Source organism: Bradyrhizobium sp. CCGUVB23 (genome assembly GCF_024199885.1).
Taxonomy (GTDB): domain Bacteria; phylum Pseudomonadota; class Alphaproteobacteria; order Rhizobiales; family Xanthobacteraceae; genus Bradyrhizobium.
On the sequence record NZ_JANADQ010000001.1, the window covers coordinates 4,619,927 to 4,645,611 of the forward strand.

A 25,685-nucleotide genomic window follows, 5' to 3' on the forward strand; every position below is an offset into this window, starting at 1 on the left:
TCAGGTTCGCAACGGCGCCCGATATTCGGTCGCGAGAGTCTCATCGGCCGAAGTGCGGCTGACGAGATTGAACAGCGGCGTGAGGACGAGTGTCAGAATGAGGTTGAGGACCACGGCATACAGCGCCGAATAGCCGGGAAAGGTGAACTCGCCTACCGCAAGAGCATAGGTCGGGGTAAGGTTCGCGGCGACGAACATCGCGGTTCCCGCAACAATTCCCGCGGCCCATCCGATGAGTAGCGCCCAATCGTTGAACCATCGCGTGTAGACGCCGAGCATCACGGCAGGCAGCGTCTGGATGATCCAGATTCCGCCGAGGAGCTGCAGGTAGATCGCAAATTTCGATGGCACGAACACGATGAAGGCCAGCGCGCCGAACTTGACGATGAGCGACACCCACTTTGCCATCTGCGCTTCCTGCTTGTCGGTGGGCGCGCCGTTGATAAATTCGCGGTGAATGTTGCGCGTGTAGAGATTGGCGGCAGCGATCGACATGATCGCGGCGGGCACGAGCGCTCCGATGCCGATGGCGGCAAAGGCGATGCCGACGAACCATGACGGGAAGCTGTGGAGGAACAGGGCCGGCACCGCAAAATTGTTGCCGAACTGTTTGAAGCCGGTCGCATATTCGGGAAGCGTGCCGACGTCTGCGGCAATCGCGAAGAAGCCGACGAGCGCAAGCAGGCCAAGCATGAATGAATAGGCAGGCAGAAGTGCCGCGTTGCGCCTGACGGCGCGTCCGCTGCTGGCGCTCAGGATACCCGTGATCGAATGGGGGTAAAGGAAGAGCGCCAGCGCCGATCCGAGCGCCAGCGTCGCGTAGGCGCCGTACGCGCCGGTCGTGTTGGCGCCGGGCGTAGCCAGCAGGAGTTTCGAATCCGGTACGGCTGCGAAGATCTTCTCAAAACCGCCAAGCTGTATGGGAACGGCGACGATGGTAGCGAACGCCGTGATGTAGATCAGGATGTCCTTGACGATGGCGATTGACGCGGGGGCCCGCAGTCCGCTCGAATAGGTGAAGGCTGCGAGGATGATGAACGCGAACAGCAGCGGCAGGTCGCCACTATAGCCCTCGCCGGAAACGCCCATCCCACCGATCACGACCTGAAGCCCGACAAGCTGGAGCGCAATATAGGGCAATGTCGCGACGATGCCGGTGACCGCCATCGCCAGCGCGAGCCAGCGATTGCCGAAGCGCCCGCGGACGAAGTCGGCAGCCGTGATGTAGTTGTGCCGGTGGCAGACGTACCAAAGCCGCGGAAAAACCAGGAAGAGGATGGGGTAAGCGATGATCGTATACGGGACAGCAAAGAAAGCGACCGCGCCGGCCCCGAAAGCCAGCGCCGGAACCGCAATGAAGGTGTAGGCCGTGTAGAGGTCGCCGCCTATCAAGAACCAGGTGACGATTGTGCCGAAGCGACGTCCGCCAAGCCCCCATTCATGCAACTGATCGAGGTCGCCCTTGCGCCAATGCGCGGCTGCAAAGCCGAGCCACGTGATCAGCGCAAACAGCACCAGGAAGATGATCAAGGCAGTCCAGTTGACGTCCTGCACGGCACTCCTCCCGATTGGCCCTCCTCGTTATCGTTTCCCCTTGCGTGATTGCACCCGCGAGCGGGCTATTCCTCCGTCGCGAAATAGACCATTGCAGTCAGGATGGCTCCAATGATGACCCAGAGAAGCTGGTACCAGTAGAAGAATGGGATGCCGATGAGCTCGGGCTCGGCCATGTTGTAGAACGGCGGCCAGAGAACGGCGACGAATTGAATGAGGAGGAGCAGGTACCACCAGCTCCATCCGGCGCGTTTTTCGTCCTGCCGGCCGCCGGCTGCTTCCTGGATGCTGTGTTTCGAACCGACGCCGTTTGACATGGAGGCCTCCTTCACCGAGGTGCGCCAATGCCGGTCAATGATGCGGACGGTAGCGGAGCTAACTCGATTATCCCGGCAGCAAAAGTTGGGGCTTGTCACCTCCACGCGGCCTTCTCATCCGCGCCGTCGTCGTAACGCATCACCTGTTCCCGAGTTCCTGTCCCGTTTCGGCTATGGCGCGCTTTCAGCGCGCCGCGACGAGTTGAGGCGGCAATCCTCGCGATTGCTCCGCTCGTCCATCGCGGTCCATCCTATCGGTGACCGTCAGCATTCCGAACTAAGGCGTAGGAGTTTCACTGCCAGCAGGGAGACTACAGGCGTCGGCGACCAACGCGCGAAACCACTGGTGCGCAGGATGCGCGTGAAGACGCTCGTGCCAGATCATTTTGTGAAGAATTCGCTCGGTTTCGAACGGTAACGCGAAGGCTGCGAGCTCGTGCTTCGCGATGAGGGACCGGCCATAGCCGTCGACGTAACTTTGCGGCACGCAGGTCAGCAAGTCGCTTTCCGCGACAATTCGCAAAGCATCAGCGAAGTGGTTGACCACCGCCGCAATCGATCGTGTGTGGCCTTGCAAGCTGAGCCATCCATCGACCACGCCCAGGTCGGTGCCGGATGGCGTGACCAAAACATGATCGGCCGCGACAAACCGTTTCAGGGTCAGCCGGTGGGCCAATTCATGTTCCCGGCGCATCACGCAAATATATTGATCCGTGCGCACGCCTTGGACGTGCATGTGCCTGGGGAGGGCCGGGAACATGCCGACCGCACAGTCCAACGTCCCACGCTCAATCCCCGCCAGGGAATTTGCATTGGTGTGAAAGGAAAACGCGATCCGTGCCAGCGGCGCGGCAGCTCTCAACCTCAACGTTACGGCGGAGACCGCTTCCACGGCCAGGCTGTCAGTGACTGCAAATCGGAAGGTCGTCGTCTCTGTACGAGGGTCGAAATGCTGCGGCGTGATCGACGAGCGGATCATCCCGAGCGAGCGATGAAGCTCTGGCCAGATTGCCAGCATTCGTGCCGTGGGTTGCACCCCGGCGGCCGCCTTCAGGAACAACCGATCCCCGGCAAGGGCACGCGCGCGTCGTAGCGCGTTGCTGACCGCCGGCTGGCTCATGCCGAGGCTGGCCGCGGCACGCGTCACGTTGCGCTCCAACATGATGGCTTCCAGTACGGCGGCCAGGTTTAGGTCGAAACGCACGTTATTCACCCAGATGATGATGGTCCATCAAAATCTAAATTGGACTGGGGAAATGATTTGCGCAACTTATAAAGCGAGGCCGCCAAGCATGGGTCTCGCAAGAGCACTTGAGGAAGCCCTATCGCATGAATCCCGCCGTCACTGAGGTCCGCCTGCCGAAACTCACGGGGAAAATCGCTCCCGACCGGATACGCCTCGCGCGCGCTCCTCGCCCCCCTTGCGGGCTGGTTGAAGGCTTCAAGTCGATCGGAGATGCCACCAGCGTGATTTCGGACATCATGGATGAGATGGGCATCACCGGGGCGATCGGGGCGTCGTTGCTGAAGCCCACTATCGCGGGCTCAGCCATCGTCGGCCCGGCGCTGACGGTGCGCAACATTCTTCAGCGCGAGCACGTCTATGAAACCGCGCGCGAGCACGTCAATCGCATGGCGGAATTCGAGGCGCACAACCTCGCGCTTCCCGGCGACGTGGTGGTGATCGATGGCGTCGCCGGCATTTCCAACATGGGCGGTATTTCGGCGCAAACCGGTAAGCGGCAGGGCGAGGCCGGTGCCATCGTGCACGGCGGCGTCCGCGACGTCGGTCACTCCAGGCGTGTCGGCTATCCGATCTGGGCCACCGAGATCACGCCGGTGACCGGCAAGTGGCGCATCGAGACCGTCGAGATCAACGGGGACATTCAGGTGGCCGGCGTTCGCGTTTCGCCGGGCGATATCGTGGTCGCTGATGAGACCGGCGTGTGCTTCATCCCGCGCGACCGTGCACCGGAGGTGCTGGTGCGCGCACTCCAGAAGGCATCGTTCGAAAGTCGGAAATGCGAAGCCATCGATGCCGGCGTTTCGGTCGCAGATCTCCCGACCAACGCTTGAGCGCGGAGCCATCCCATGCAGCGGCTGCGCGTTGCCGTCATCGACGACTATCAGGACGTGGTGCGAAGCCTCGACTGCTTCAAGAAACTGCGGGGGCACGAGGTGACGATCTGGAACGACCATGTCGGGGATCTCGACGCCTTGGCCGGGCGGCTGGCCGAGACCGATGCGCTCGTGCTGATGCGGGAGCGCACCAAGGTGGACGCGGCGCTGCTCAGCCGCCTGCCGAAGCTCAAGCTGATCAGCCAGAACGGGCACGTGCCCCACATCGATCTCGACGCCTGCACACGGCACGATGTGGTCGTCTGCTCGGCCTTGGGCGGGCGCCCCTCTCATTGCACGGTCGAGTTGACCTGGGGCCTCATCTTGGCTGCGATGCGCAACATCCCCTTCGAAAGCTGCTCCTTGCGCTCGGGACGATGGCAGTCGACGATCGGGTTGGGACTGCATGGCGGGACGCTCGGCGTCTACGGCTTCGGCAAGCTTGGCGCTCTTGTGGCGGAAATCGGTGTCGCATTCGGAATGAAGCTGCTGGTGTGGGGGCGGCAGGGATCGCTCGAGCGGGCGGCGGCCGCAGGCTACCATGTGGCAGCGAACGCGAAGGAGCTGTTCGAACAGTCAGATATCTTGAGTTTGCATCTGCGCTTGAGCGCGGACACCGCGGGAATGATCGGCCCGGACGACCTCGCCCGGATGAAGCCAACCGCGCTGCTCGTGAATACCAGCCGGGCAGAACTGATTAAGCCCGGCGCTCTGGTGACAGCTCTAAAGCAGGGGCGGCCGGGCAAGGCGGCGGTGGACGTCTTCGAGCGCGAGCCGCTCACGAATCCCGACGATCCGCTCCTTCGGCTGCCAAATGCCCTGTGCACGCCACATCTCGGCTATGTGGAGCGTGACAATTACGAGTTCGGCTACGGCAACGCCTTCGACCAGATCGTGGCATTCGCGCGCGGCACGCCAATCAACGTTCGCAATCCGGCCTCGCTCAAACAGGAATCGTGCCAATGAATCTCGAACTGGACGGAAAGGTCGTCCTGATCACCGGCGGCAGCAAAGGCATCGGTCTTGCCTGCGCCCAGGCCTTCGGACGAGAAGGGGCCCGCGTGGCAATTGCGTCGCGCAACGAGGCCAATCTGGACAAGGCCCGAGCCGCGCTTGGCGAGCACGACATTAGCGTCGCCTGCTTCGCGGGCGATCTGTCCAATCCATCGGATGCGGAAAAGGTGGTCGTAGCGGTTGAGGAGCAGGTTGGCCCCCTCGCTGTTCTCGTCAACTCGGCCGGAGGCGCCAAGCGCGTTCCCCCGAGCGAGCTGACGACGGACAAGTGGCGGATTGCCATGGACGCGAAATTCTTCTCCTACATGAACGCGATCGACTTCGCCTTGCCCCGGATGGTCGCTCGCCGGGCCGGTGCGATCGTCAACATCGTCGGCACCGGCGGCAAGATCGCGTCTCCGATCCACCTGCCGGGCGGAGCCGCAAACGCCGCGCTCATGCTCGCCTCTGCCGGACTGGCGGCGGCCTGGGGACATGCCGGCGTCCGCATCAACGTGGTCAACCCCGGAGCCACGCTCACCGATCGTGTGCAGATGTCGCTCGAGGCTGAGTCCCGCCTGACCGGCAAGCCGCCAGAGGAACTGCTCCGACAAAATCAGCAGCGCATTCCGCTCGGCCGATATGCCAACCCGGAGGAGGTGGCCGATGCTGTGCTGTACCTCGCAAGCGCACGGGCGTCGTACGTGACCGGCGCCTCCGTGACGATGGACGGAGGTCTGACGCCTCTCGTCGTCTAACAAGCGCAAACAAACAACAAAAAACAAATCCAGGGACGGATCAGATGTTCGGTTGGTATCGGGAATTGACTGACCGTGAGCGTAGTACGTTTTGGAGTTGTTTCGCGGGCTGGGCGGTCGACGCCATGGACGCGCAGCTCTTCAGTTTCGCGCTCCCTGTCCTGATCGCGGCCTGGGGGATGAGCACGGCGCAGGCAGGCTACCTCGCAACGGCAACTCTTCTTTCCGCAGCGATCGGTGGTTGGGCCTGCGGATATTTGGCCGATCGGTTCGGCCGAGTCCGGGTGATGCAGTTCACGATCCTCTGGTTTTCGCTGTTCACCTTCATCGCCGGGTTCACCCGGGATTTCGATCAACTCATCGTCGTGCGCGTGCTGCAAGGACTGGGGTTCGGCGGTGAATGGGCCGCGGGCGCGGTTCTGATGGGTGAGATCATCCGCCCGGCACATCGCGGCAAAGCCGTGGGTTGCGTCCAAAGCGGTTTCGGCATCGGCTGGAGCATGGCCGCCATTCTGGCGGGTGTCGTTTTCGCGCTCCTTCCGCACGATTATGGCTGGCGCGTTCTGCTGATGATCGGCGTCTTGCCCGGGCTGCTTGTTCTCTATCTGCGTCGCGGCCTCACAGAGCCGGAGGTGTACACAAATACGCGCGCCGCTCTCGCGGAGAGGGACCAACTCCCCGGCCTGGCGGCCATCTTCCGGCCCGCCATTCTTCCGACCACCATTCTGTCGTCGCTTCTGGCCTTCGGCGTGATCGGTGTCGGCGGAGCCATCGTGAACTGGCTGCCCACTTTCATGAAGACCATTCGCCATTTGTCACCAAGCGCCTCGGGGTACTACGTGTTCTTCGTGACTGGTGGAGCCTTCTTCGGCTTTCTGGTGAGTGCCTATCTGTCGGATCAGCTTGGTCGCCGCCGGACGTTTCAGCTGTTCCTGGTCTGCTCCTGGGTCGTGACCGTCGCCTACATGTTCCTGCCGCTCTCCGGCTGGACGCTGATCCTGCTCGGAGTGCCATTCGGTTTCTTCACGATCGGCAACTATGCCGTGCTGGGACCGTTCTTCACGGAGCTGTTTCCGACAGCGATCCGGGCCAACGGCCAAAGCTTCGCCTACAATTTCGGCAAGGCGGTCGGCGCGGCTGCGGTTTCCTGCATTGGAATCCTGGCCCAGTGGATCACGCTGGCTGAGGCGATCGGGCTCGTGGCGTTGATCGGCTACGGCATCGCCCTGGTCGCCACGCTACTGCTGCCCGAAACGAAGGGCATCAGCCTTAAGTCCGGCGTGGAAGACGAGATCAGGCCCGACGCCGGAAAAAATCTCGCCGTCGTCACGACCCAGCCAGGTCCCGCAACCCCGTGATGACGCGCGAAACTGCCACGTGAAGATGATGAGGAGTCCCGCCATGCCTGGCCGCAAGAGCGTTACCGTTTCCGAGATCGCGCATAAATTTCCGGTGCCGAATGCCTGCCGTATCGCCAACATCGTCGTCTCGGGCGCCATTCAACCGGTCGACCCGGCCACTCATGTCATCCCGGATGACCTGGCCGCCCAATGCGCAAACATGTTTGGGAACGTGAAGTCCGTGATTGAAGCGGCTGGCGGAACGACGGACGACATCATCAAAGTAAATGTGTTCATACGGGATCGAAATAACCGCGAGCCGCTGAACGCGGAGTGGTTGCGCATGTTTCCTGACCCTCAGTCCCGTCCGGCCCGGCATGCCCAGCCCCTGCAGGTGGAGGGACCTGCCTTGGTGCTATGTGACTTCATGGCCGTGATCGAGGAACGGCAATAATCGTTTCTTTCTAATGAGGACTCCAACGTCCACAGGGTTGTCCCGCATGATGCTCGATCGCTTGTTTGATCGTTCGAAACGCTCCGCCCGGCAAGAGCCGACCATCAGCAGCGCCATCGATCTCAGCCGCCGTTCCTTCCTGGCCGCCGGCTGCCTTTGCTGCCTGGGGGCGGGAGCGCCGACAGCGGTGCTTGCAGATGCGCCCATGGCGAAAGGCGACGCGCCTGCGTTCTATCGATTGACGCTCGGTGACTTCGAGGTGGTGGTGTTGTCCGACGGCACCAACATGCTCCCTGCTACGAAACTGCTGAAGGGCGACCCTGCTCGGCTCGAGGAAGCACTGAAACGCAACTATCTCGGCGCCCTTGTCGAGACCTCCCATAATTCGTTTCTGGTGAATAGCGGTCGCAAGCTGGTGCTGATCGACGCAGGCGCCGGCTCGTTGTTGGGACCCTCGACCGGTCGTCTCTTAAGCAATCTTCGCGCCGCGGGTTATCAACCGGAGCAGGTCGACGAGATCTATCTCACGCATCTGCATGCTGATCATGTCGGCGGGCTCATGGCCGGGGGGAAACGCGCCTTTCCTAACGCGATCGTGCGCGTCGACAGGCGTGACGCCGATTTCTGGCTCAGCGAGGCAAATATGCGCGCCGCCCCAACGGAGGCGAAGCGCTTCTTTCAGGCCGCCATGGTTTCGATCACCCCCTACATGCAGGCCGGCAGGCTCGTCGTATTCGATGGCGATACCGACCTCATCGCCGGCGTGCGTGCGCAAGCAGCGTATGGGCACACGCCCGGTCACACCATGTACGTGGTCGAGAGCAGAGGCGAAAAGCTCGTTCTGTGGGGCGACGTTGTCCACGTCGCGGCGGTGCAGTTCGAGGACCCGTCCGTCACAATCGGTTACGATGTGGACGTGGGAGAGGCCCAACACGCCCACGAGCTCGCCTTTGCAGATGCCGCGGAGAATGGCCATTTGGTCGGGGGCGCGCACATATCTTTTCCTGGACTGGGCCATGTCCGACGCAACGGCGAGAAGGCGTACGCATACGTGCCCTTGAATTACTCGCAGGGTAAGGTCGGCGGTTGAGGCTGCGTCGTGCCACAGGAGTCATCACGCCATCTGTGCCCGGCGAAAAGACCGGCGGCGTGTTCGCGGCCTCCCAGGCGTGATCCATCAGCTCATGGCCGGCATGACGAACTCGGTGGCGCGCATGCGACCTCAGAGGCCGGTCATCGCTCCCGCGTGCGTACCGATATCCCCATGGCGTCGAGCAGCCGAAACATTTGATCGTCGCTGATCTTCAGGCCAGCGAAGTCGGCAAGCGTCGTTAGGTTCAATCCACTCACTTCAGCTCCGGTGAGGTCGGCACCGGCGAGCTTTGCACCATCGAGGATGGCCTGGAACAGGTCACAGTCCGTCAGGTCGGCATCAGTCAGGTCGGCGCCGGACAAATCGGCTTCACGAAGCCGATTGCCGGAAAGGCTGCAACCCGGCAATTTCACCTCGGAGAGCTCGACCAAGTCCATCTTGCAGGCATGAAAGTGCGCCCGCGTCTCGATCTGCTTGCGGCTCAGGGCACGACTGAAGTCGACCTTCGTGAACCTCGCCCCCGTCAGATTGCAATCGTGCATCTCGATTGCGAAAAGCTCGGTTCGATCGAACGAAGCCAGCGACAAATCGCACGCGCTGAACGCCGCCCGTTGCAGATCGCTAAAGGCAAAACTGCAGCGGTTGCCATCCTCATCGGCAAAGCTGCAGCTCTCGAAACGGGCGCCCGAAAGCTGTCCGTGCGAGAAGCGACACGACACGAACCTGCAATTGGCAAAGCGCGCGTCCTCAAAGACGGCATTGGAGAACTGAACCCTCTCGAACACCGAGTCGGCAAATGAGATGCCGGTGCAATCCATCTCGGGCCAGTGATCGTCGGACATCTGCAGCGACCGGACAGGCTTGCCGGCGCTGATCTCTCGGGCGAGCGCGTCGATGTTCATGCGAAATGGCTCTGGATGCGTCAGGAGGAAGGATCTTAACCGAACCGCATCGCACGCGCGCTGCCGTTTGCTCGGGGAGTTTTGTGTGCTGGACGGTACCGGGTGTCCAACCCGATCGTTTGCACTATTCTGTTTGGCCCGAGATCATCCTGGCGACACGTTTTGCGTCCGGCCGCAATCGCGCTTCAAGTAGGCGCCGCCAACGGGTGGGAGGAACGCCGCTCCAGCGCTCGAAGGCCCGGCTGAAGTGGGCGGGGTCGTCATAGCCGAGCATTGATCCAATTTCGCTGATCGATCGGTCCGTCTGACACAGCAGTCTCACCGCCCGTCGCTGCAGCGCGTTTCGCAACAGGTCGCTATAGCTCAGTCCGACTTCGCTGAGCCTGCGCTGCAGTGTTCGTCTCGCGAGTCCCGACCGGTTTCCGATGCGTGAAAGGGTAGGACGGCGATCGAGCAGCTCCAATTCGATCAGTACGGAAAGATGGCCCGCCAGGTCTTCTGGATCCGGCAGGTCGAAAATGCGTCCGAGTTCGGTCGCGCTCAGCCCATCGTCCTGTCCGAGATTTGGGTTGACGGCCGTCAGCAGCCGCCGATCGAACACGATCGCGCTGGCAGCGTTGCCAATCGCCGTGTCGGTACACATCAACTCGCCGATCGGACATCGCAGCCGGGGCGGGAGACCCTCAAAGATGATCCGGCCCGGCAGCCACCATGCGCCGGCAAAATGCCTGACGACAGCGATCATGTACCAGATCGCGAGCATCTCGTTCTGCCGGCGCCCGTCGCGCGCAGGGTCGGTCAATTCATACGACCAGTGAATTTCGCTGCCGTGTCGGCGGACGACCAGCTGCGTGGCGGTCTGCAGCATGTGCGGCAGGCTCGTCCCGGCGCGGTGCATCGCCTCGAGCAAGGTCGGGGCCTGAGTGACCCATCTGCCGAAAACGCCGAGGCCAGCCATCGACGTCTGTCGACCAAGCCGGGCCGCAAAGACTTCGTCGTGCAATTCCCGCGAAGTCACCATCAACAGCCGGAAATGATCGCGCAGCGGCAACAGCGTGTCCGGCGATTCCAGCAAGGCGAGGGGAAGATCAGCGCGGCGAAAGACCCGCTCGATCGATCCCCCGGCTGCCGTCACGACCTTGGCAATCGGACCAAGCGTGCCCGCACGTGTGTAACCAGTCTGGTGCATCTGCCCTCACGCGCCAAATAGGCTGCCACGTCGGCACATCATGGCAGGCTGAATTCGGAGCGAAAGCATAGCATTCGAATCCCCATCGATGAATACGGCCAAACTCAGCGTCGATTGGGACCTAAGGAGGAATGCATGTGCTTGTCTTGTTTTGGCTTGTCGTCCCCGGCGGGCAGTATCGGGAGGATTTCCCGGCGTGATGTCATGTTGCGTGCAACGGCGCTCGGCCTGGTCCTGCCCTTGGCCGGCCCCGCGTTGCGGCCGGCGCAAGCGGCAGAGCAGGGCGGTCCGGCTCCAGCGGATCTGGTGAGCGGGATCAAGGATATCATTGCGAAGGCGAGCTCACCGGAACTAGTTGCCTACAAGACTTTTGAGATCAACGGCACTGATCTCCCATGGACCGATCTTGGTCTCGACGCGGCGCGGGGCCAACAGGTGACGTTCCTCCTGAGCGGCAAAATGTGGCTGTCGCGCGAACACGATCTTTGGTTCGGTCCCGGCCTGATCTTCCACGCGCGCACGCGCGCCATCCGACCGATCTACAATCCGATGCTGGATACGGGGACCATGACGGCCTCTCACGATGGACGGATCGAGGTCGCGCGTTCGGCAGCGGAATGGGCCAACGAGGACGGGGTACTGGGTACGCCGGAAGACATCTACAAGAAGGCGGACGTCAACATTACCGGTATCGCTCTGCTGTGGCGCGGGGATGCCGGTGTGGGCGTCAAGAGCCTCCTGGCACATGGCGATGTGGGCGGTCTGCTTAATTCCGAGTTGGCGCGTCTTGAGCGTGGGGGCAAGCTGCCAGCGGGCTGGTCGAACCTGCTCGGTTTTGGGGGTGGACAGGAAATCTTCAGCCAAGGCGCGGACGGCGAGATCATCTGCGACACCACGGGCCACGTCAGTATCATCGAGAGGCCGCTGGCGCTTCCGTTGGCCTCACGTCCGCGCCTCGCATGGCGCTGGAAGATCGATCGATTGCCATCCGTCGCCCCGGAGGACCAGGCTGCGACCCACGATTATCTCTCGATTGGCGTGAAGTTCGAGGACGGGCAGGATCTGACATACATCTGGAGCGAGCACTTGCCCGAAGGCAAGGTTTTCCGGTGCCCGTTGCCCGCTTGGAAGGCGATCGAGACGCATATGATCGTCCGTTCCGGGAAGGCAGATCTCGGGACCTGGCAAGGGCAGCAACGCGACATCGCAGCAGACTACTCCGCCCATATCGGCGGATCGGCGAAAGCCATCTCGAAAATCTGGTTGCTGGCAGTCGCGCCCTTTCAGCGCCGGCGCGGCGCTTGCCGCTACGCCGACATCACGGTCACCACCGGCGACAACGCTGTGCACAAGGTTTAGTGCGAGCCGCGTCCCTCAACTGCACCCGCCGCATCCGCCACCGCCTCCGCCGCCCCCACCACATCCGCCGCCACCATCGCCACCACCACTGCTCATCGTCTTTGAGGCGGCATAGACCGGGGCGTAGGGTGTGCCCGACAGGACGACGGTGCCGGAGAGCGCCACGGCGAGAAGCAACTCGTGATCGCGCGGCGCGCGTGAGGCCCGCGCGTTGGAGACCTGATGGCTTGCGAGGGCCTCATCGCCCGCTCGCGTCCGTATGGGGCGCTGCGCCAGCATGATGGCCCCGATCACCGTGACGATGAGCAGGAAGATCAGGATGCCGACCGGGTGGTGACGCTCTGCGCCGACGGAGGCCTTGATGGCTCCGAGACCCAGGAGGAGCGCGACGAAAGGGAGGACCGTCATATGGAAGGACATCATCTGATCGTCGGTCGGGGCGTAGCCGAGCTGTTGCAGGCGCCCCTGAATTTGTTGGACGATCGGCTTGACCGCGGTCTGGAATTGCTGGCGCGTCATGTCCGGCTGGACGGCGAGCGATGCCGGCTTGCGCATGATGGTCGTCAGCGGCGTCTGGTCGGTGACGGTGATATTGCGGCCGTTGGAAGCGATGGTGGCGCCGTTTCCCGACGTCAGGCTGAGCAGGATCACATCGCCGAGGCGCCGTGCACCGCCGGCGAGATAGGCCACTTCCAGCGCGTTCAATTCGCGCGTGGCGTTTGCGGCGGGACCGATCGTCGACCTGAAATGATAACCCAGCAGGAAGATGATGGCAGCGCTGGTCAGATAGAGAGTCAGGAAAGGGCCGGCGGTCCAGTCCAGCGGATTCCACGTCATCGGTTGGTCCTCATCAATCGGCTGCGAATCCAGGCGATGGGTCTGGGCATGATAAGCCAGCGGTTGCGGTCCGTCACATGATAGCGTTGGCGTCCGAAGCGCAGATGTGTCGCCGGCCACAGCTCCGCGCTCGGCGGCCCGAACGCGCGTTCATGCAGCGCAAGCGTCTCGGCGTATTGCCGGCGATAGGTCGCCTGGGCCTCGGGTCCGCCGGGAGTGGGATCATGGTGCAGCGGCGCCTGCAATCTTTCGCCGCACCAGATCGACCAATAGTCGCGTGAATAGATCAGATGCTGGTGCCAGACCTCGTCGACGATCTCGCTCGGCGTGACCGGTGTCGGCGAGACGATGGCGAGAAAGCAGAAGCGGCGATAGGCATCGACGGCCGCGCGGGCCTCGTCAATGCTCCAGCCGTGGTCGCGCGCGAGGCGCCGGGTGAAGTTCAGCGGCGTGTCGGGCTCGAAATCATGCTGTTCGATGCGTCGCCACAGCTCCTGTCGCGCCGGCGTCCAGACCGGCTCGTCGGACTGGATGTCGATCTTGAACTGCTGGCGCTGCAACCGAGGCTCCCGATGATCGTCCACGCATCATGATAGCATGGGATCGCGTGGCCGGGATGACGGTCAAGCAACCGGCCGACCACGACACACGCGGTCCAGCAGCGGGCAATACGCGAAGGCGGGCAGGCGGGGAGCGGGCGCTCTCTTACGCGGCCGTGCCGTCGATCGAGCGGCGGATCACCCGTTGCACGTCGGCGTTCGACAGAAACAGATCGTGGTTGATGATACCCCAACCGGCGTCGGAGGCGTCGATCACGCGCACGCCAAGCCGCTCGATGGCAGCCTTCTCGGCGGCGCCGACCCGTGTCATTCCGCCGGCGAGTCGCCCCGACAGCGCAAGTGCGCGATCGTTCGTCGCGGCGATCACGGTGATCTTGCCGGCGAGCGGACCGATGCGGTGGATCGCCGACGAGAACACGTCCATGTCGATATCAGGCGCGGCGAACACCACAGCGCCGATCCTGCCCGTAACGGTGTCGCCGTATCGCACATAGAGCTGACGCAGGCTTTCGAGGGTCAGCATGGTTCCCATGCTGTGCGCAACGATGTGCACGCGGCCGCTACCTGGCGCTGACACGATGGACGAGAGCACGCGTTCGAAATCGTCGCGGGACCACATCGCGCTGTCGCGGTCATAGGCATAGTCGAACAGTCCTGCCTTGGAGGGCCAGGAGAACACCATGGTCCGGCCGCGGAACTTGATCCCATCGGAGAGATGGGCGGCATCGAGCGCCGCCGTCTCGAATGTCTGCTTGAAGCCGTGCACGTAGATCAATACGTCGCCTCCTCCGCCGGTCTGCGCGAGGAGATCGCCAATTTCGGCCGACGCCGGCTCGACCCGGTCAAGGCGCCAATCGCCAATTCCGACGGAGGCGAGGGAAAGACGGCTGTCGTCCGGCGCCACCAGCTTGGCCCGTGCCACCGTCATCGTGGTGGCGCGCTCCGGCCCGAACCAGGGTTTCGTGCGACCGCCGTTCACGGGCTTGCGCGTGGTGGTGACGAGCAATGTGGGGTCAACCGAGAGGGACGATGCATCGTAGCGCGCGCCGGTCGCACCCAAGCCTGAGCATCCGCCGAGCGCGAGGGCGCTGAAGGACGCGAGCCCGCGCACGAGCGCGCGTCGTGACAGCTGAGTTTCATGTTGCAGAAGAAGATGTCGGACGATCACACGGAACCTTCGGGAACATTGCCCACCGTTTGCCCCGCCCTGCTAGCTCCGTGAATGATGATGGCGGCGAGAAGAGGGCGAGCCCGGTTCCCTTTCAGTCAAGGCCGATAAGCGTTAGCGCTCACGCCGACCCTGGCTCGGAATTCTCGCCACAATTTCAGGCCGGTTCTTCTCGAGCCAGGCCAGGGCCTCCGGCCCGTCGACGACGCACTCGAAGGTTTCCCAGGTCGGGTCCTCCAGGGACTCCTCTTGAAGTCGCTTCGCCGCGTACTCCATGAGGTTATGCAGGCGTTCATATCCTTGCCTGCGCTCGAGCGACTCCGCGATTGCTGCGCTCGTCCATTCTCGTTTGGCCAGATCGATAATGCTCGGAGCGTCGGCCTCGTTGAACCACGGTGTCGCATCGAACTCGAGGCAGACGACGTTGTCTGCGGTATGGCAAGTCGCGTGGATCATTGGTCCCTCCGTTGCGGGCGCGCGTCAGCCCTTGACCAGATCCCCCAGCAGGTTCGCCGCCACCGTCAGCTTGGCGAGCGTCAGGCCGCTGGCAGCGATGTCCTCGACCGAGCGGCGAATCCGCGTTGCCTCGGGGTGAGCCGCGAGCCAGGTCTCGACGGCTTGCTGGCCGGACCGGCCGGTTGCAAGCATATCCGCAGCCAGTCGTCTTTCGGCGGCTGCGATCTGGTCGACGGCGCGATCGATGGCGAGGCGTTCGAAATAGTCGTTGGCCGGCACGCTGCGGGCCGCGGCGATGATGCGGTCGAGACGGAAATTGGCTTCCGCGGCGAAGAAGGTCGCAGCGGCATCGCCGATGGTGCGGGAGGTGCGCTCGGCGACCGTCACGATATCGGGTGCCGCGATCAGCGCTTCGAGATCGGCGAGCTCGCCGGCAAGGCCGGCCGGAACACCGGCCTCGGTGAGCTCCTGCCGGCGTTTGCTGCGCACGGCCTGCAAGTCCGGTGGCAAGGAGTTGTCGAGGGAGGCTGTGACCTCGCGGATACCCGGGCCGAAGCGCGCGATCACTGCCTCGAGGCCGTCCTTGAAATCGACATTGCGCACGTACCAGACCATGCGGGACAGCAGAAGGTCCTGGATTGCCGCATAGAGCGACAGCTGCAATTGCCCGTCGATGCAGGCGTCGAGTCTATCGATCCCGTCATTCAGCCATTTGAGCCCGTAGGATTCATCCACGGCCACATAGGCCATGACGATGGTGGGGATGTCGGCATCCGTCTCGTCGATCAGGCGCACGATACACGCTGGGCCGCCGCGGTTGATGACGGCATTGGCGAGACTGGTCGCGATGATCTCCCGTCGCAGGCGATGGAATTCGACCGCTGTCGGGAATTTGTCCTGGACCTCGCTCGGGAAATACTGGGACAGTTCGCGGGCAAGATAGGGATCGTCAGGCACGCTGGTGACGAGCAGGTCATCGTAGAGCGTCAGCTTGGCGTAGGCGAGTAGCACGGCAAGTTCGGGCCGCGTCAGGGACTGCCCGCGCCTGGTGCGATCGGTGATCGCGGCGTCATCCGGCAGGAACTCCACGGCGCGACTGAGCAGACCACGCTGCTCGAGCGATTGCATCAGGCGGGTGAGGAAACCGGTCTCGGCCACGCCCTTGCGTTCGGCGAGAGAGAGCGCCAGCGTCTGCAGATAGTTGTTGCGCAGCACCAGCGCGCCGACCTCGTCTGTCATCGCAGCGAGCAGGCTGTTGCGGTCGGCGGGGGTAAGTCGCCCCTCGCGCTCGGGGCGGGCCAGCGCGATCTTGATGTTGACCTCGACGTCGGAGGTGTTCACGCCGGCCGAATTGTCGATGGCGTCGGTGTTGAGCTTGACGCCCTTCTGCGCCGCTTCGATGCGGCCGCGCTGGGTGGCGCCGAGATTGGCGCCTTCGCCGATCACCCTGGCGCGGACCTCAGCGCCGGTGATGCGGATCGGATCATTGGCGCGGTCGCCGGCCTGATCGTCGCTCTCCGCGGACGCGCGGATATAGGTGCCGATGCCGCCAAACCACAGCAGGTCCGTACGCGCTTTCAGGATCGCCGTCATCACTTCGAAGGGCGTCGCCTGCGGCTTGTCGAGATCGAGCAGGGCGCGCACCTCCGGTGCGAGCGGGATGGCCTTGAGCGAGCGCGAGAACACGCCGCCGCCTTGCGAGATCAGCGACTTGTCGTAGTCCTGCCAGCTCGATCGCGGCAGGTCGAACAGGCGCCGGCGCTCGGCCAAACTGGTCGCCGGATCGGGCGAGGGGTCGATGAAGATGTCCCGGTGATCGAAAGCCGCGACGAGCTTCGTCGCCGGCGAGAGCAGCATGCCATTGCCGAAGACATCGCCGGACATGTCGCCGACGCCGGCAACGGTGAACGGCATGGTCTGTATGTCGGTGCCGAGCTCGCGGAAGTGGCGCTTGACCGCCTCCCAGGCGCCGCGCGCCGTGATCCCCATCTTCTTGTGGTCGTAGCCCTGGCTGCCGCCGGAGGCGAACGCGTCGCCGAGCCAATGGTTCTTCTCGGCCGAGATCGCGTTGGCGACGTCGGAGAAGGTGGCGGTGCCCTTGTCGGCAGCGACGACGAGGTACGGATCGTCGCCGTCATGCCGCACCGTGGAGTCGGGCGGCACGATGTCGTCGCCGTCGAGATTGTCGGTGAGTTCGAGCAGCGAGCGAACGAAGATGCGATAGGCCTCGGTACCTTCCGCCATGAAGTGGTCGCGATTGGAGGGGGACGGCAGGCGCTTGGGCACGAAGCCGCCTTTGGCGCCGACCGGTACGATCACCGCGTTCTTGACCTGTTGCGCCTTCACGAGGCCCAGGATCTCGGTGCGGAAATCCTGCGGCCGGTCGGACCAGCGCAGGCCGCCGCGCGCAACCTTGCCGAAGCGCAGGTGAATGCCTTCGACACGGGGTGAGTGGACGAAAATCTCGTACAGCGGTCGCGGCGCAGGCAGGTCCTCGATCCCGCGGGCGTCAAACTTGAAGGAGATTACCGGGCGCGGATGTCCATCCTGGCCGACCTGCCACAGATTGGTCCGGATGGTCGACTGCACCAGATTGGTGAAACGGCGCAGGATGCGGTCTTCATCGAGCGAGGCGACGGATTTGAGCTGCTCCTCGATCTCGGCAAGGAGGGCCGTCTCGCGCGCCAGACGCTCGGCCTCGGTAAGGGCGAGGCGCGGATCGAGGCGGGCCTGGAACAGCGCGACGAGCTTGGCGGTGATCGCGGCGTTCTTGCGCAAGGTCTCCCACATATAGTCCTGGCTGAACGGAGCGCGGATCTGGTGCAAATAGCGGGACAGCGCCCGGATGCTCGAGACTTCCCGCCAGCCCAGGGCCGTGCGCAGGATCAGGGCATTGTATCCGTCGGATTCAGCGCGATCGGTGACAACTGCCATGATCGATGCTTCCAGGCGATGACTCAATTCTGGGCTGATCTCGATCGGCTTGCCGTCGCTGGTCTCGATCGTCATGTCGTGCAGCCAGACCGGCTCAGGCCTGTTACCGGGCACGATCTGATAGGTGCGTTCGTTGACCACGCGCAGGCCGTGATTTTCGATCACCGGCACGCGATAGGACAGCGACAGCGGCGCTGCGTCCGAGAAGACCTTCAGACCGAAGCGTCTGGGATCGTCGTTGCTCTCGAAGCGGTGAACCGAAATCGTCACCGGGCGGGCTGTCGTCAGCTTTTCGACGGTCGCGATGTCGGCGACCGCCTGTTCCGCCGTGAAAACCTCGGTATAGCCGCCGCTAAAGGCCTGGGCATAGCGATTGGCCAGCATGCGCGCCCGCATGCCATCGGTCGACGCAGTCAGTGCGGCCTTCAGCTTGTCGGCCCATGTTGCGGCAATGGCGCTGATGCCGGCTTCCAGCGTGGCGCGTTCGACGGCGGGAGTCTTACCTTCATAGCGCCCGATGATGTAGTGGACGCGCGCCAATGCGCCTTCGGGGAAGGACACGTACGAGGCCGACAGCGTCCCACGGAAGGCCTGCGCCAGGAAGTTGGCGACGCGCGTACGCACGTCGGTGTCGTATTTGTCGCGCGGAATGAAGACGAGGATCGAGACGAAGCGATCGAACTTGTCGACCCGCGCGAGCGCCCGGACGCGGGGGCGCTCGTAGAGGATCAGGATCTCCATGACGAAATCGTAGAGCGTGTCGACGTCGATCTGGAACAGCTCGTCACGCGGATATTCTTCGAGGATATGCATGAACGCCTTGCCCGAATGGCCGCTCGGGTCGAAGCCGGCGCGCTGGAGCACCCGTGACACCTTGTGGCGGACATAGGGGATCTGCCGGACCGAGCGGGTATAGGCGCCCGAGGTGAACAGGCCGACGACGCGCAATTCGCCCTCGAGCCGGCCGTCGGGCGTGTAGAGCTTGATGCCGACATAGTCCATCCGGATGCGGCGATGGACACGGCTGTTGACATTGGCCTTGATGACGATGAGCAGGGTGGGCTCGCGCATGAATTCGCGAATCTCCGATGTCATCACCACCATTTCGTTGCCGCGGCGCAGGACCTTCGCATTGGGGTCGCGCAGGATGCCGAGGCCTTCGCCGGTCGTGATGTTGTCCGACGCATCGCTGTCGGGCGAGAAGCGATATTCGCGCACGCCCAGAAAGGTGAAATTGTCGGCGCACAGCCATTGCAGGAACTGGTTGGCCTCGGCGACCTCGTCGATCGGGAGCGGCGGCGGGTTGGACGTGAACGTCTTGATCGCCTGCTCGACCCGGTCCCGCATGGCTCGCCAGTCGGTGACGCAGGCGCGTACGTCGCTCAGTGTCTTGGTGAGGCCGACGATCAGCTTCTGCTGGTCGGCCTCGGCGTCCAGGCGGGTGATGTGGAGGTGGATCATGCTCTCCCGCGCGCCGCTTGCCCCTTCCGGCAATGCCTCGCCGTAGAAGCGCAGCAGCTTGCCCTGGTCATCGCGCTCCACCGCGATGATCGGGTGGGCGACGAGGGTGACCTCGATGCCCTGTTCGGTGAGCTCCGCCATGGTGGAGTCGAACAGGAAAGGCATGTTGTCGTTGAGAATTTCGAGCACGGAAATCTCGCGCCCGTCGGGCATCGTCGGATTGACGACGCGGATGTCGGCACTGCCTGCCGTGCGTCGCTGCACATGCTCCCAGGCTTGCTCTGCGAGGAGAGCCAGCGAGGAGGAATCGTGGTTGGCGAGGTCCTCGAGATTGGTGTAGCCGAACAGAAGCTCGGCAAAGGCCCGGGGGCTCTTGCCCGGCTGGACGCTTCCTGCCGCGTCGCGGATGAGGGTTGCCCGGGCCTTGTCGTCGCGCCACGCCATCATGTCCTCCCTTGCCCGTGCCGTCCGGGCACGGAGCCATTGACGTACCAAGGTCGAGCCGGCGTTGCCTCAATGATGATGGGCCGAGACACCCTTCACGCATTGGGTCAACAGATCGGCGGTGGCGGACTGGCCGACATCACCCAGGCTGATCATGCCGACCATCCGCTTGCTCTTGTTGATGACGGGCAGCCTCCGGATCTTCAGCGTCTCCATGTGATGCACGGCTTTCGCCAGATCGTCGTCCTCGCGGCAACAATGGATGCCTTCGGTCATCACGTCCCGCGCCGTCATGCGCGCGGCGTTGAAATCCTTGCTCGCAAGGCCTTTGCAGACGATATCGCGATCCGTCACCATCCCGATCAAATGGTCGCCTTCACCGATCGGAATGCAACCGACGTCGTGCCCTTGCATCAACTTCGCGATCTCGGTGATCGGGGTGTCGGGGCTGACCCAATCGACGCCCTTGTGCATCACGTCCTTGACTTTCATGGAGGACCTCCGTTGCGAACGCTGCCCCCGTTACGTGACTATACAACGAACCGGGCACGACCGCACGCTTCACCGCGACGAGGGCGTGCCGGTGGAGCATGTCGCCGTCGTGCCGCGTCAGTCGTGCACGCTGAAGCGTCCATGCGGCGCATTGGCCGTCAGGCGCGCGAACTGCGCGTGCGTCAGCTGGAGCAGCGTCGCGTGATCGCCAGCTTCGATATAGACCTCGGGCTGGGCCTGGATGGTGTCATCGACGATGAGATCGAGCCCGTAGCACCTGCCGACGGCCGGGACGGCTCCGTGCGCGCAGTCGGCGAAGATCCGATTGATCTCGGTCTCGTTGGCCATCACGAGATCCTCGCCGAGCCTCTGCTTCAGGTCCGGCAGGTTGAGATGGTGCGATGCCGGCACGACCGCAAGCATGTAGCCGCCGTCATGCCGCAACACGACGGCCTTGGCGAGACGATCGCCCGAGACGTGGCAGGCCTGCGCCGTGCGCGTGGATGACATGGTGAGATCGTGCGGGATCTCGGCATATTGGATGTTCTCGGCAGCAAGATATCGGTGCAGCGTCGGAGCAATGGACATGGCGTGCCCTCCGATGGGTATGCAAGCCGTCCACCGTGAGTCCCCGCCGCACGATAGGCGGCCGCCTGATTTGTCGGGTTCTCAACATAGGCGCTGCGGTCGGCTGCCGCAATTCGTCATTGCGCAACGACACGATTCCACGCCAACCGCTGCGGGGTTAGTCAGTATTGCCGACCTATCTGCGAACCGCGGGGACCGCGCCGCCTCTTCGGTCAACCCATTCCGCCTGCGGAGGGTCGTGTGCCATGCGCACGGCGATCAAGCCAATACGTCGCGACGGCAAGTACGACCCAGCAGAGATTGTAGACAAGGCCGCAGCAAATCACCACCCAGCCCGGGATCGGGCCGATTGCTGCGCGCTCCATGAACTCGTTGAGGTGCGCCGCCATTTCAGGATGAATCGCGAGTTTGCCGATATAGGCGGATGTCTGGATCACGATGATCCAGATGTATGTGCGGCGAACACGGCGCCCGGCGGCGCGAACGAAGCTGATATGATGACGCGGATGCAGGTAGTCTTCCGCGAGGATGTTCCGCCAACCGGCGTCGTCATCTTCGCGTTTGCCGCTCAAGATCGGAACGTACCAATGCGTTTCGAGGAAGCGCGCCCGCGCGCGCCAAACGTTGAAATAGCGATAGCGGCGCGCCTCGAGTCCGAGAAAGACCGCGAGCAGCATGCCAATCAGGATGAGCGGCAGCGCCGATGCCTCTTTGGACGAGAATGTCGACGACAGGGCGATGCCCAAGGTTACGATCGACCAGTTGGTCGTGTTGTCGAGGCGTGTGCGCCAGATGGTGCTGCGATAGATCTCGCCGCGATAGAGATGGGCAATCGCACCCAATTCAGCCGGGTTCAGCTCTCGGATTTCACGTGTGTCTTCTGCAGGCCTGAGCATGGCGAGCACCACCCAAGACCAGTGAAATGTTCAGGTCGTGCTTTCGGCAGCGACCCGATGATACTACCACAATTCCGCTTCGTTTGGACAAGCCCGCGATGGGCCGACCGCCCTTAACCCGCAACGGCTTAGCGGTTCACTTCATCACCCGCACGCCCTTCGTCGTGAAGCGCTGCGTCCGGCCGCCCGGGCGCACGGGCCGCCTTGTGCCGGCGGCCTTGCCGGTGCCGGGTGGCTGGTGCGCTGGGACTAACTGGTCGGGGCGGGAGCCGATCAAATCGGCGCGGCCCATCTCCTTCAGCGCCTCGCGCAGCACGGGCCAGTTGTCGGGGTCGTGATAGCGCAGGAACGCCTTGTGCAGCCGGCGCTGACGAAGGCCCTTGATCGCCTCGACCTTGTCGCTGCCGCCGCGGCGCACGCCGCGCAGCGGATTGACGCCGGTGTGGTACATCGCGGTTGCGGTCGCCATCGGCGAGGGCAGGAAGGTCTGCACCTGGTCGGCGCGATAGCGGTTCTTCTTGAGCCAGAGCGCGAGGTTCATCATGTCCTCGTCGGTCGTGCCCGGATGCGCCGCGATGAAATAGGGGATCAGGTAGTATTTCTTGCCGGCCTGTTCTGCCGCTGCATCGAACATCCGCTTGAAGCGGTTATAGGCGCCGATGCCCGGCTTCATCATCTTGTCGAGTGGACCGCGCTCGGTATGCTCGGGCGCGATCTTCAAATAGCCGCCGACGTGATGGGTGACCAGCTCCTTGACATATTCCGGGCTCTCCACCGCAAGATCGTAGCGCACGCCGGAGGCGACCATCACCTTCTTGATGCCCTTGGTCTCGCGCACCTTGCGATAGAGCCGGATCAGGTCGTCGTGCGAGGTGTTGAGGTTCGGGCAGATCTCGGGGAAGACGCAGGACGGCCGCCGGCATGCCGCTTCGACCTTCGGATCCTTGCACGCCATCCGGTACATGTTGGCGGTGGGGCCGCCGATGTCGGAGATCACGCCGGTGAAATCCGGCGTCTTGTCGCGGATGCGCTCGATCTCGCGCAGGATCGAGCCTTCCGAGCGGTTCTGGATGATGCGGCCTTCGTGCTCGGTGATCGAGCAGAAGGTGCAGCCGCCGAAGCAGCCGCGCATGATCGTCACCGAGAATTTTATCATTTCCCAGGCCGGGATCCTGGCATCGCCATAGGAAGGATGCGGCGCGCGGGCGTAGGGAAGGTCGTAGACCGCGTCCATCTCTTCGGTGGAGAGCGGGATCGGCGGCGGGTTCAGCCAGAGGTCGCGATCGCCATGACGCTGGACCAGTGGCCGCGCATTGCCAGGATTGCTCTCCCGGTGCAGCACGCGTGACGCGCGCGCATAGGCCTCGCGGTCCTGCTCGACTTGCTCTAGCGCGGGCAGCCGGATCACGGTTGCGCCCTTCTCGCGCGTTGCGCCCTCGTCGGCGGAATCGAGATCGTCGGCGTGGAGCTCGGCATAGTCTTCAGGCACGCGGCGGAACAGCGCGACGCCCCTGATGTCGTCGAGCTCGCGCGGCGCTTCGCCTTCGGCGAGCCGGTGCGCTACCTCGACGACGGCACGTTCCGCGTTGCCGTAGAGCAGAAGATCCGCCTTGGCGTCGGCCAGCACCGAGCGGCGCACCTTGTCGGACCAGTAGTCGTAATGCGCAATCCGGCGCAGCGAGGCCTCGATGCCGCCGAGCACGATCGGCACGTCCTTGAACGCCTCGCGGCAGCGCTGGGCGTAGACGATGGTGCAGCGGTCCGGCCGCTTTCCGCCTTCGCCGCCGGGCGTATAGGCGTCGTCGTGGCGCAGGCGCCGGTCTGCCGTGTAGCGGTTGACCATCGAGTCCATGTTGCCGCCGGTGACGCCAAAGAAGACCCTCGGCTTGCCCAGCGCCTTGAACGGCTCGGCCGAGTGCCAGTCCGGCTGCGCGATGATGCCGACCCGAAAGCCCTGGGCCTCCAGCAGCCGGCCGATGATCGCCATGCCGAAGCTCGGATGGTCGACATAGGCGTCACCCGTCACCAGCACGATGTCGCAGGCATCCCAGCCGAGCGCCGTCATCTCGCCACGGCTCATCGGCAGGAAAGGCGCCGCCTTGCCGGGATGGGCCCGGTGGCGGGGCCAGGAACTCAGGGGTTTTGCGAGGCTGGTGGTGATATCCATGGCGCCCACGCATAAGCCGGGCGAGCCGCAAATTCAATCGAACGGAACATCAATTTCCGCCTGCCATCATCACGATCGCGGCCGTCGCGCACTTCGAACCCGCGAACCCCGGTTTCCGTCCGCGAGCTCGGACGATGTTTTCGTGCCGAGCTTTCGTTCTATCCGTAGCGGCGAGAGGCCACCGGCGCCTGGCGCGGGCGCATGAGCGGGGCGAACCCGCCTGCAACGCCCGCGCTTGAGGTGAGGCTTCAATTGCCGGCCACTTCCTTGATGCGCGCGATCATCTGGTCGACCGCCTGCTCCACCGGCACCTTGTTGGTGACGATGGCGTTCACGGCCTTTATCCAGACGTTCTCGTTGTTGAGCACCGTGAACTTGTAGTTCATGCTCATCTCATAGCCACCGACACCCGCGAAGAACTGATCGCGCTCGGCACGGCGATGCACGTCGGTGTCCCAGAAGGGAGACTTCTGGGCGACGGTCTTGACCGGGAACCAGCGGCCGAGCGCGCCCTCGACGTAAGGCTGCAGGTTCTCGTCGCGCAGCAGGAACGACACGAACTCCTTGGCGCGCTCCTTGTTCTTCGCCTGCTCGAAGATCATGCCGACCGTCACCGACGCACGGGTGTGGACCGGCGTGCCGTCCGGCTTGTTCGGCCAGACGATGGTGCGGATGCGGTCATAATAATTCTTCTTCGCTTCCTCGCGTTGCTCGGCGGTCAGCGTCTCGTTGCTGGCATCGTCCAGCCACTTGCCGGGAACGGAGATGGTCGAATTGTGCGTCATGATCGTCGTCTTGTTGTGGAAGGCGACGTTGTTGTCAGGGTCCTTCCAGCTCGTCGCCGACTGTGGCGTGCATCCCTTCGCGGCGATCTCGATATAGTCCTTCATCGCGGCGACGAGGCCCGCCTTCACCTTTGGATCGTCGACCAGGAGCTTGCCGTTGTCGTCGACCAGCACCACGTTATAGGCGTCCATGAAAACCAGGAACGAAATGAAGCTGTCGGTGGCGTCGACGCCCATGGGATGGCCGATGCCGTAGATGCGCTTGCCGGTCGCTTTGCGCACCGCCGGCTGCGCCGTGTCGCACCAGAACGACCAGAAGCCCTTCCAGTCCTTCGGGATGTCCGTTTCCTTGAGACCTGCCTCCTCGAGCATGTCCTTCCAAAAGTGGAGATGCAGCGTCGCCTGCTTGACCGGGAAGGCGTAGTAGGCCTTCGCCTTGGTCTTCTCGTTGTACAGCATGACCGTTTCGAGCGGATGCGGAGCGAACTCTCCCTTGATCGGATCGAGGATGGAGCCGAGATCCACGAGCTTGCCTTCGGAGGCCCACTTGCCGACGCCCTGGAAATTGTAGGTGTCCGCATAGGTCACGTCGGGCGGATTGCCGGAATCGAGCGCCGCCACCAGCTTCGGGATCATGTCCTGCGTCGCATATTGCGACAGCTCGACCTTCACGCCGGTCTTGGCCTCGAACTTCTTGATGACGTCGAGCAGCGCGTCTTCCTCGGCCTTGTAGTAGCCCTTGTTCCACCAGACGACGAGCTTCTCCTCAGCGCTTGCGGTCGTTTGCGTCGTCCATGCCGCGCCCAGAAGCACCGACATC

Annotated in this window: 22 protein-coding genes; 7 read left to right on the top strand and 15 right to left on the bottom strand. The window is 63.4% G+C overall.

The features are described 5' to 3' along the window. From mctP to NLN62_RS21225, 3 genes are all read right to left on the bottom strand, one after another. Positions 1 to 1,554 carry a monocarboxylate uptake permease MctP gene (gene mctP, locus NLN62_RS21215; RefSeq protein WP_035660722.1) on the bottom strand — a complete coding sequence of 518 codons (1,554 nt, stop codon included), beginning with the start codon at positions 1,552 to 1,554 and terminating at the stop codon, positions 1 to 3. Between the two features lie 65 nt (positions 1,555 to 1,619). Further along, positions 1,620 to 1,871, bottom strand: a complete 252-nt coding sequence (locus NLN62_RS21220) for a DUF3311 domain-containing protein (RefSeq protein WP_084801315.1) — start codon at positions 1,869 to 1,871, stop codon at positions 1,620 to 1,622. A gap of 277 nt (positions 1,872 to 2,148) precedes the next feature. Continuing rightward, positions 2,149 to 3,075, bottom strand: a complete 927-nt coding sequence (locus NLN62_RS21225) for a LysR family transcriptional regulator (RefSeq protein ID WP_027520789.1) — start codon at positions 3,073 to 3,075, stop codon at positions 2,149 to 2,151. 125 nt (positions 3,076 to 3,200) lie between these two features. On the opposite strand from NLN62_RS21225, the gene NLN62_RS21230 reads away from it, so the two are divergent. Genes NLN62_RS21230 through NLN62_RS21255 form a run of 6 tightly spaced genes read left to right on the top strand, consistent with a single transcriptional unit; the run spans position 3,201 to position 8,624 of the window. Further along, the gene (locus tag NLN62_RS21230) at positions 3,201 to 3,947 is read left to right on the top strand and encodes an RraA family protein (protein ID WP_254110061.1); all 747 of its coding nucleotides are present in this window, start codon (positions 3,201 to 3,203) and stop codon (positions 3,945 to 3,947) included. Positions 3,948 to 3,962: 15 nt separating this feature from the next. Next, a complete protein-coding gene (locus tag NLN62_RS21235) occupies positions 3,963 to 4,955 on the top strand; it encodes a D-2-hydroxyacid dehydrogenase family protein (RefSeq protein ID WP_254110062.1) in 993 nt (330 codons plus the stop codon). Beyond that, positions 4,952 to 5,740 carry an SDR family oxidoreductase gene (locus tag NLN62_RS21240; RefSeq protein WP_027520786.1) on the top strand — a complete coding sequence of 263 codons (789 nt, stop codon included), beginning with the start codon at positions 4,952 to 4,954 and terminating at the stop codon, positions 5,738 to 5,740. Before NLN62_RS21235 ends, NLN62_RS21240 begins: the two co-directional genes overlap by 4 nt. 44 nt (positions 5,741 to 5,784) lie before the next feature. Next, the gene (locus NLN62_RS21245) at positions 5,785 to 7,098 is read left to right on the top strand and encodes an MFS transporter (protein WP_254110063.1); all 1,314 of its coding nucleotides are present in this window, start codon (positions 5,785 to 5,787) and stop codon (positions 7,096 to 7,098) included. Positions 7,099 to 7,141: 43 nt separating this feature from the next. Next, positions 7,142 to 7,534 carry a RidA family protein gene (locus tag NLN62_RS21250; protein WP_027520785.1) on the top strand — a complete coding sequence of 131 codons (393 nt, stop codon included), beginning with the start codon at positions 7,142 to 7,144 and terminating at the stop codon, positions 7,532 to 7,534. A 46-nt stretch (positions 7,535 to 7,580) separates the two neighbouring features. Beyond that, positions 7,581 to 8,624: an MBL fold metallo-hydrolase gene (locus NLN62_RS21255; protein ID WP_254110064.1), complete on the top strand. Its 1,044-nt coding sequence runs from the start codon at positions 7,581 to 7,583 to the stop codon at positions 8,622 to 8,624. A gap of 143 nt (positions 8,625 to 8,767) precedes the next feature. On the opposite strand, the gene NLN62_RS21260 is transcribed toward NLN62_RS21255, so the two are convergent. Then, a complete protein-coding gene (locus tag NLN62_RS21260; protein WP_254110065.1) occupies positions 8,768 to 9,529 on the bottom strand; it encodes a pentapeptide repeat-containing protein in 762 nt (253 codons plus the stop codon). A gap of 124 nt (positions 9,530 to 9,653) precedes the next feature. After that, the gene (locus NLN62_RS21265; RefSeq protein ID WP_254110066.1) at positions 9,654 to 10,718 is read right to left on the bottom strand and encodes an AraC family transcriptional regulator; all 1,065 of its coding nucleotides are present in this window, start codon (positions 10,716 to 10,718) and stop codon (positions 9,654 to 9,656) included. 204 nt (positions 10,719 to 10,922) lie between these two features. On the opposite strand from NLN62_RS21265, the gene NLN62_RS21270 reads away from it, so the two are divergent. Continuing rightward, positions 10,923 to 12,077 carry a DUF3047 domain-containing protein gene (locus NLN62_RS21270; protein WP_254110067.1) on the top strand — a complete coding sequence of 385 codons (1,155 nt, stop codon included), beginning with the start codon at positions 10,923 to 10,925 and terminating at the stop codon, positions 12,075 to 12,077. 15 nt (positions 12,078 to 12,092) lie between these two features. On the opposite strand, the gene NLN62_RS21275 is transcribed toward NLN62_RS21270, so the two are convergent. From NLN62_RS21275 to NLN62_RS21320, 10 genes are all read right to left on the bottom strand, one after another. After that, complete coding sequence (locus NLN62_RS21275; protein WP_254110068.1) at positions 12,093 to 12,914, bottom strand: TIGR04222 domain-containing membrane protein; 822 nt, start codon at positions 12,912 to 12,914, stop codon at positions 12,093 to 12,095. Then, complete coding sequence (locus tag NLN62_RS21280) at positions 12,911 to 13,474, bottom strand: hypothetical protein (RefSeq protein WP_254110069.1); 564 nt, start codon at positions 13,472 to 13,474, stop codon at positions 12,911 to 12,913. The genes NLN62_RS21275 and NLN62_RS21280 overlap by 4 nt, the downstream gene beginning before the upstream one ends. 145 nt (positions 13,475 to 13,619) lie before the next feature. Continuing rightward, entirely contained in the window at positions 13,620 to 14,603 is a 984-nt protein-coding gene (locus NLN62_RS21285; protein WP_254113589.1) for an alpha/beta hydrolase, read from the bottom strand. Positions 14,604 to 14,756: 153 nt separating this feature from the next. Beyond that, the gene (locus NLN62_RS21290) at positions 14,757 to 15,098 is read right to left on the bottom strand and encodes a hypothetical protein (protein WP_027520778.1); all 342 of its coding nucleotides are present in this window, start codon (positions 15,096 to 15,098) and stop codon (positions 14,757 to 14,759) included. Positions 15,099 to 15,122: 24 nt separating this feature from the next. Beyond that, positions 15,123 to 19,937, bottom strand: coding sequence for an NAD-glutamate dehydrogenase (locus tag NLN62_RS21295; RefSeq protein WP_254110070.1), 4,815 nt, complete (start codon positions 19,935 to 19,937; stop codon positions 15,123 to 15,125). 69 nt (positions 19,938 to 20,006) lie between these two features. Continuing rightward, positions 20,007 to 20,429, bottom strand: coding sequence for a CBS domain-containing protein (locus NLN62_RS21300; RefSeq protein ID WP_027520776.1), 423 nt, complete (start codon positions 20,427 to 20,429; stop codon positions 20,007 to 20,009). A 117-nt stretch (positions 20,430 to 20,546) separates the two neighbouring features. Continuing rightward, a complete protein-coding gene (locus tag NLN62_RS21305) occupies positions 20,547 to 21,017 on the bottom strand; it encodes an aminoacyl-tRNA deacylase (RefSeq protein WP_027520775.1) in 471 nt (156 codons plus the stop codon). 212 nt (positions 21,018 to 21,229) lie between these two features. Next, on the bottom strand, positions 21,230 to 21,913 hold the full coding sequence (locus NLN62_RS21310) for a DUF2270 domain-containing protein (RefSeq protein WP_035660922.1): 684 nt from the start codon (positions 21,911 to 21,913) through the stop codon (positions 21,230 to 21,232). Between the two features lie 136 nt (positions 21,914 to 22,049). Beyond that, on the bottom strand, positions 22,050 to 24,080 hold the full coding sequence (locus tag NLN62_RS21315) for a YgiQ family radical SAM protein (protein WP_254110071.1): 2,031 nt from the start codon (positions 24,078 to 24,080) through the stop codon (positions 22,050 to 22,052). 248 nt (positions 24,081 to 24,328) lie between these two features. After that, positions 24,329 to 25,684, bottom strand: coding sequence for an ABC transporter substrate-binding protein (locus tag NLN62_RS21320; RefSeq protein ID WP_254113591.1), 1,356 nt, complete (start codon positions 25,682 to 25,684; stop codon positions 24,329 to 24,331). Position 25,685: the final 1 nt, after the last annotated feature.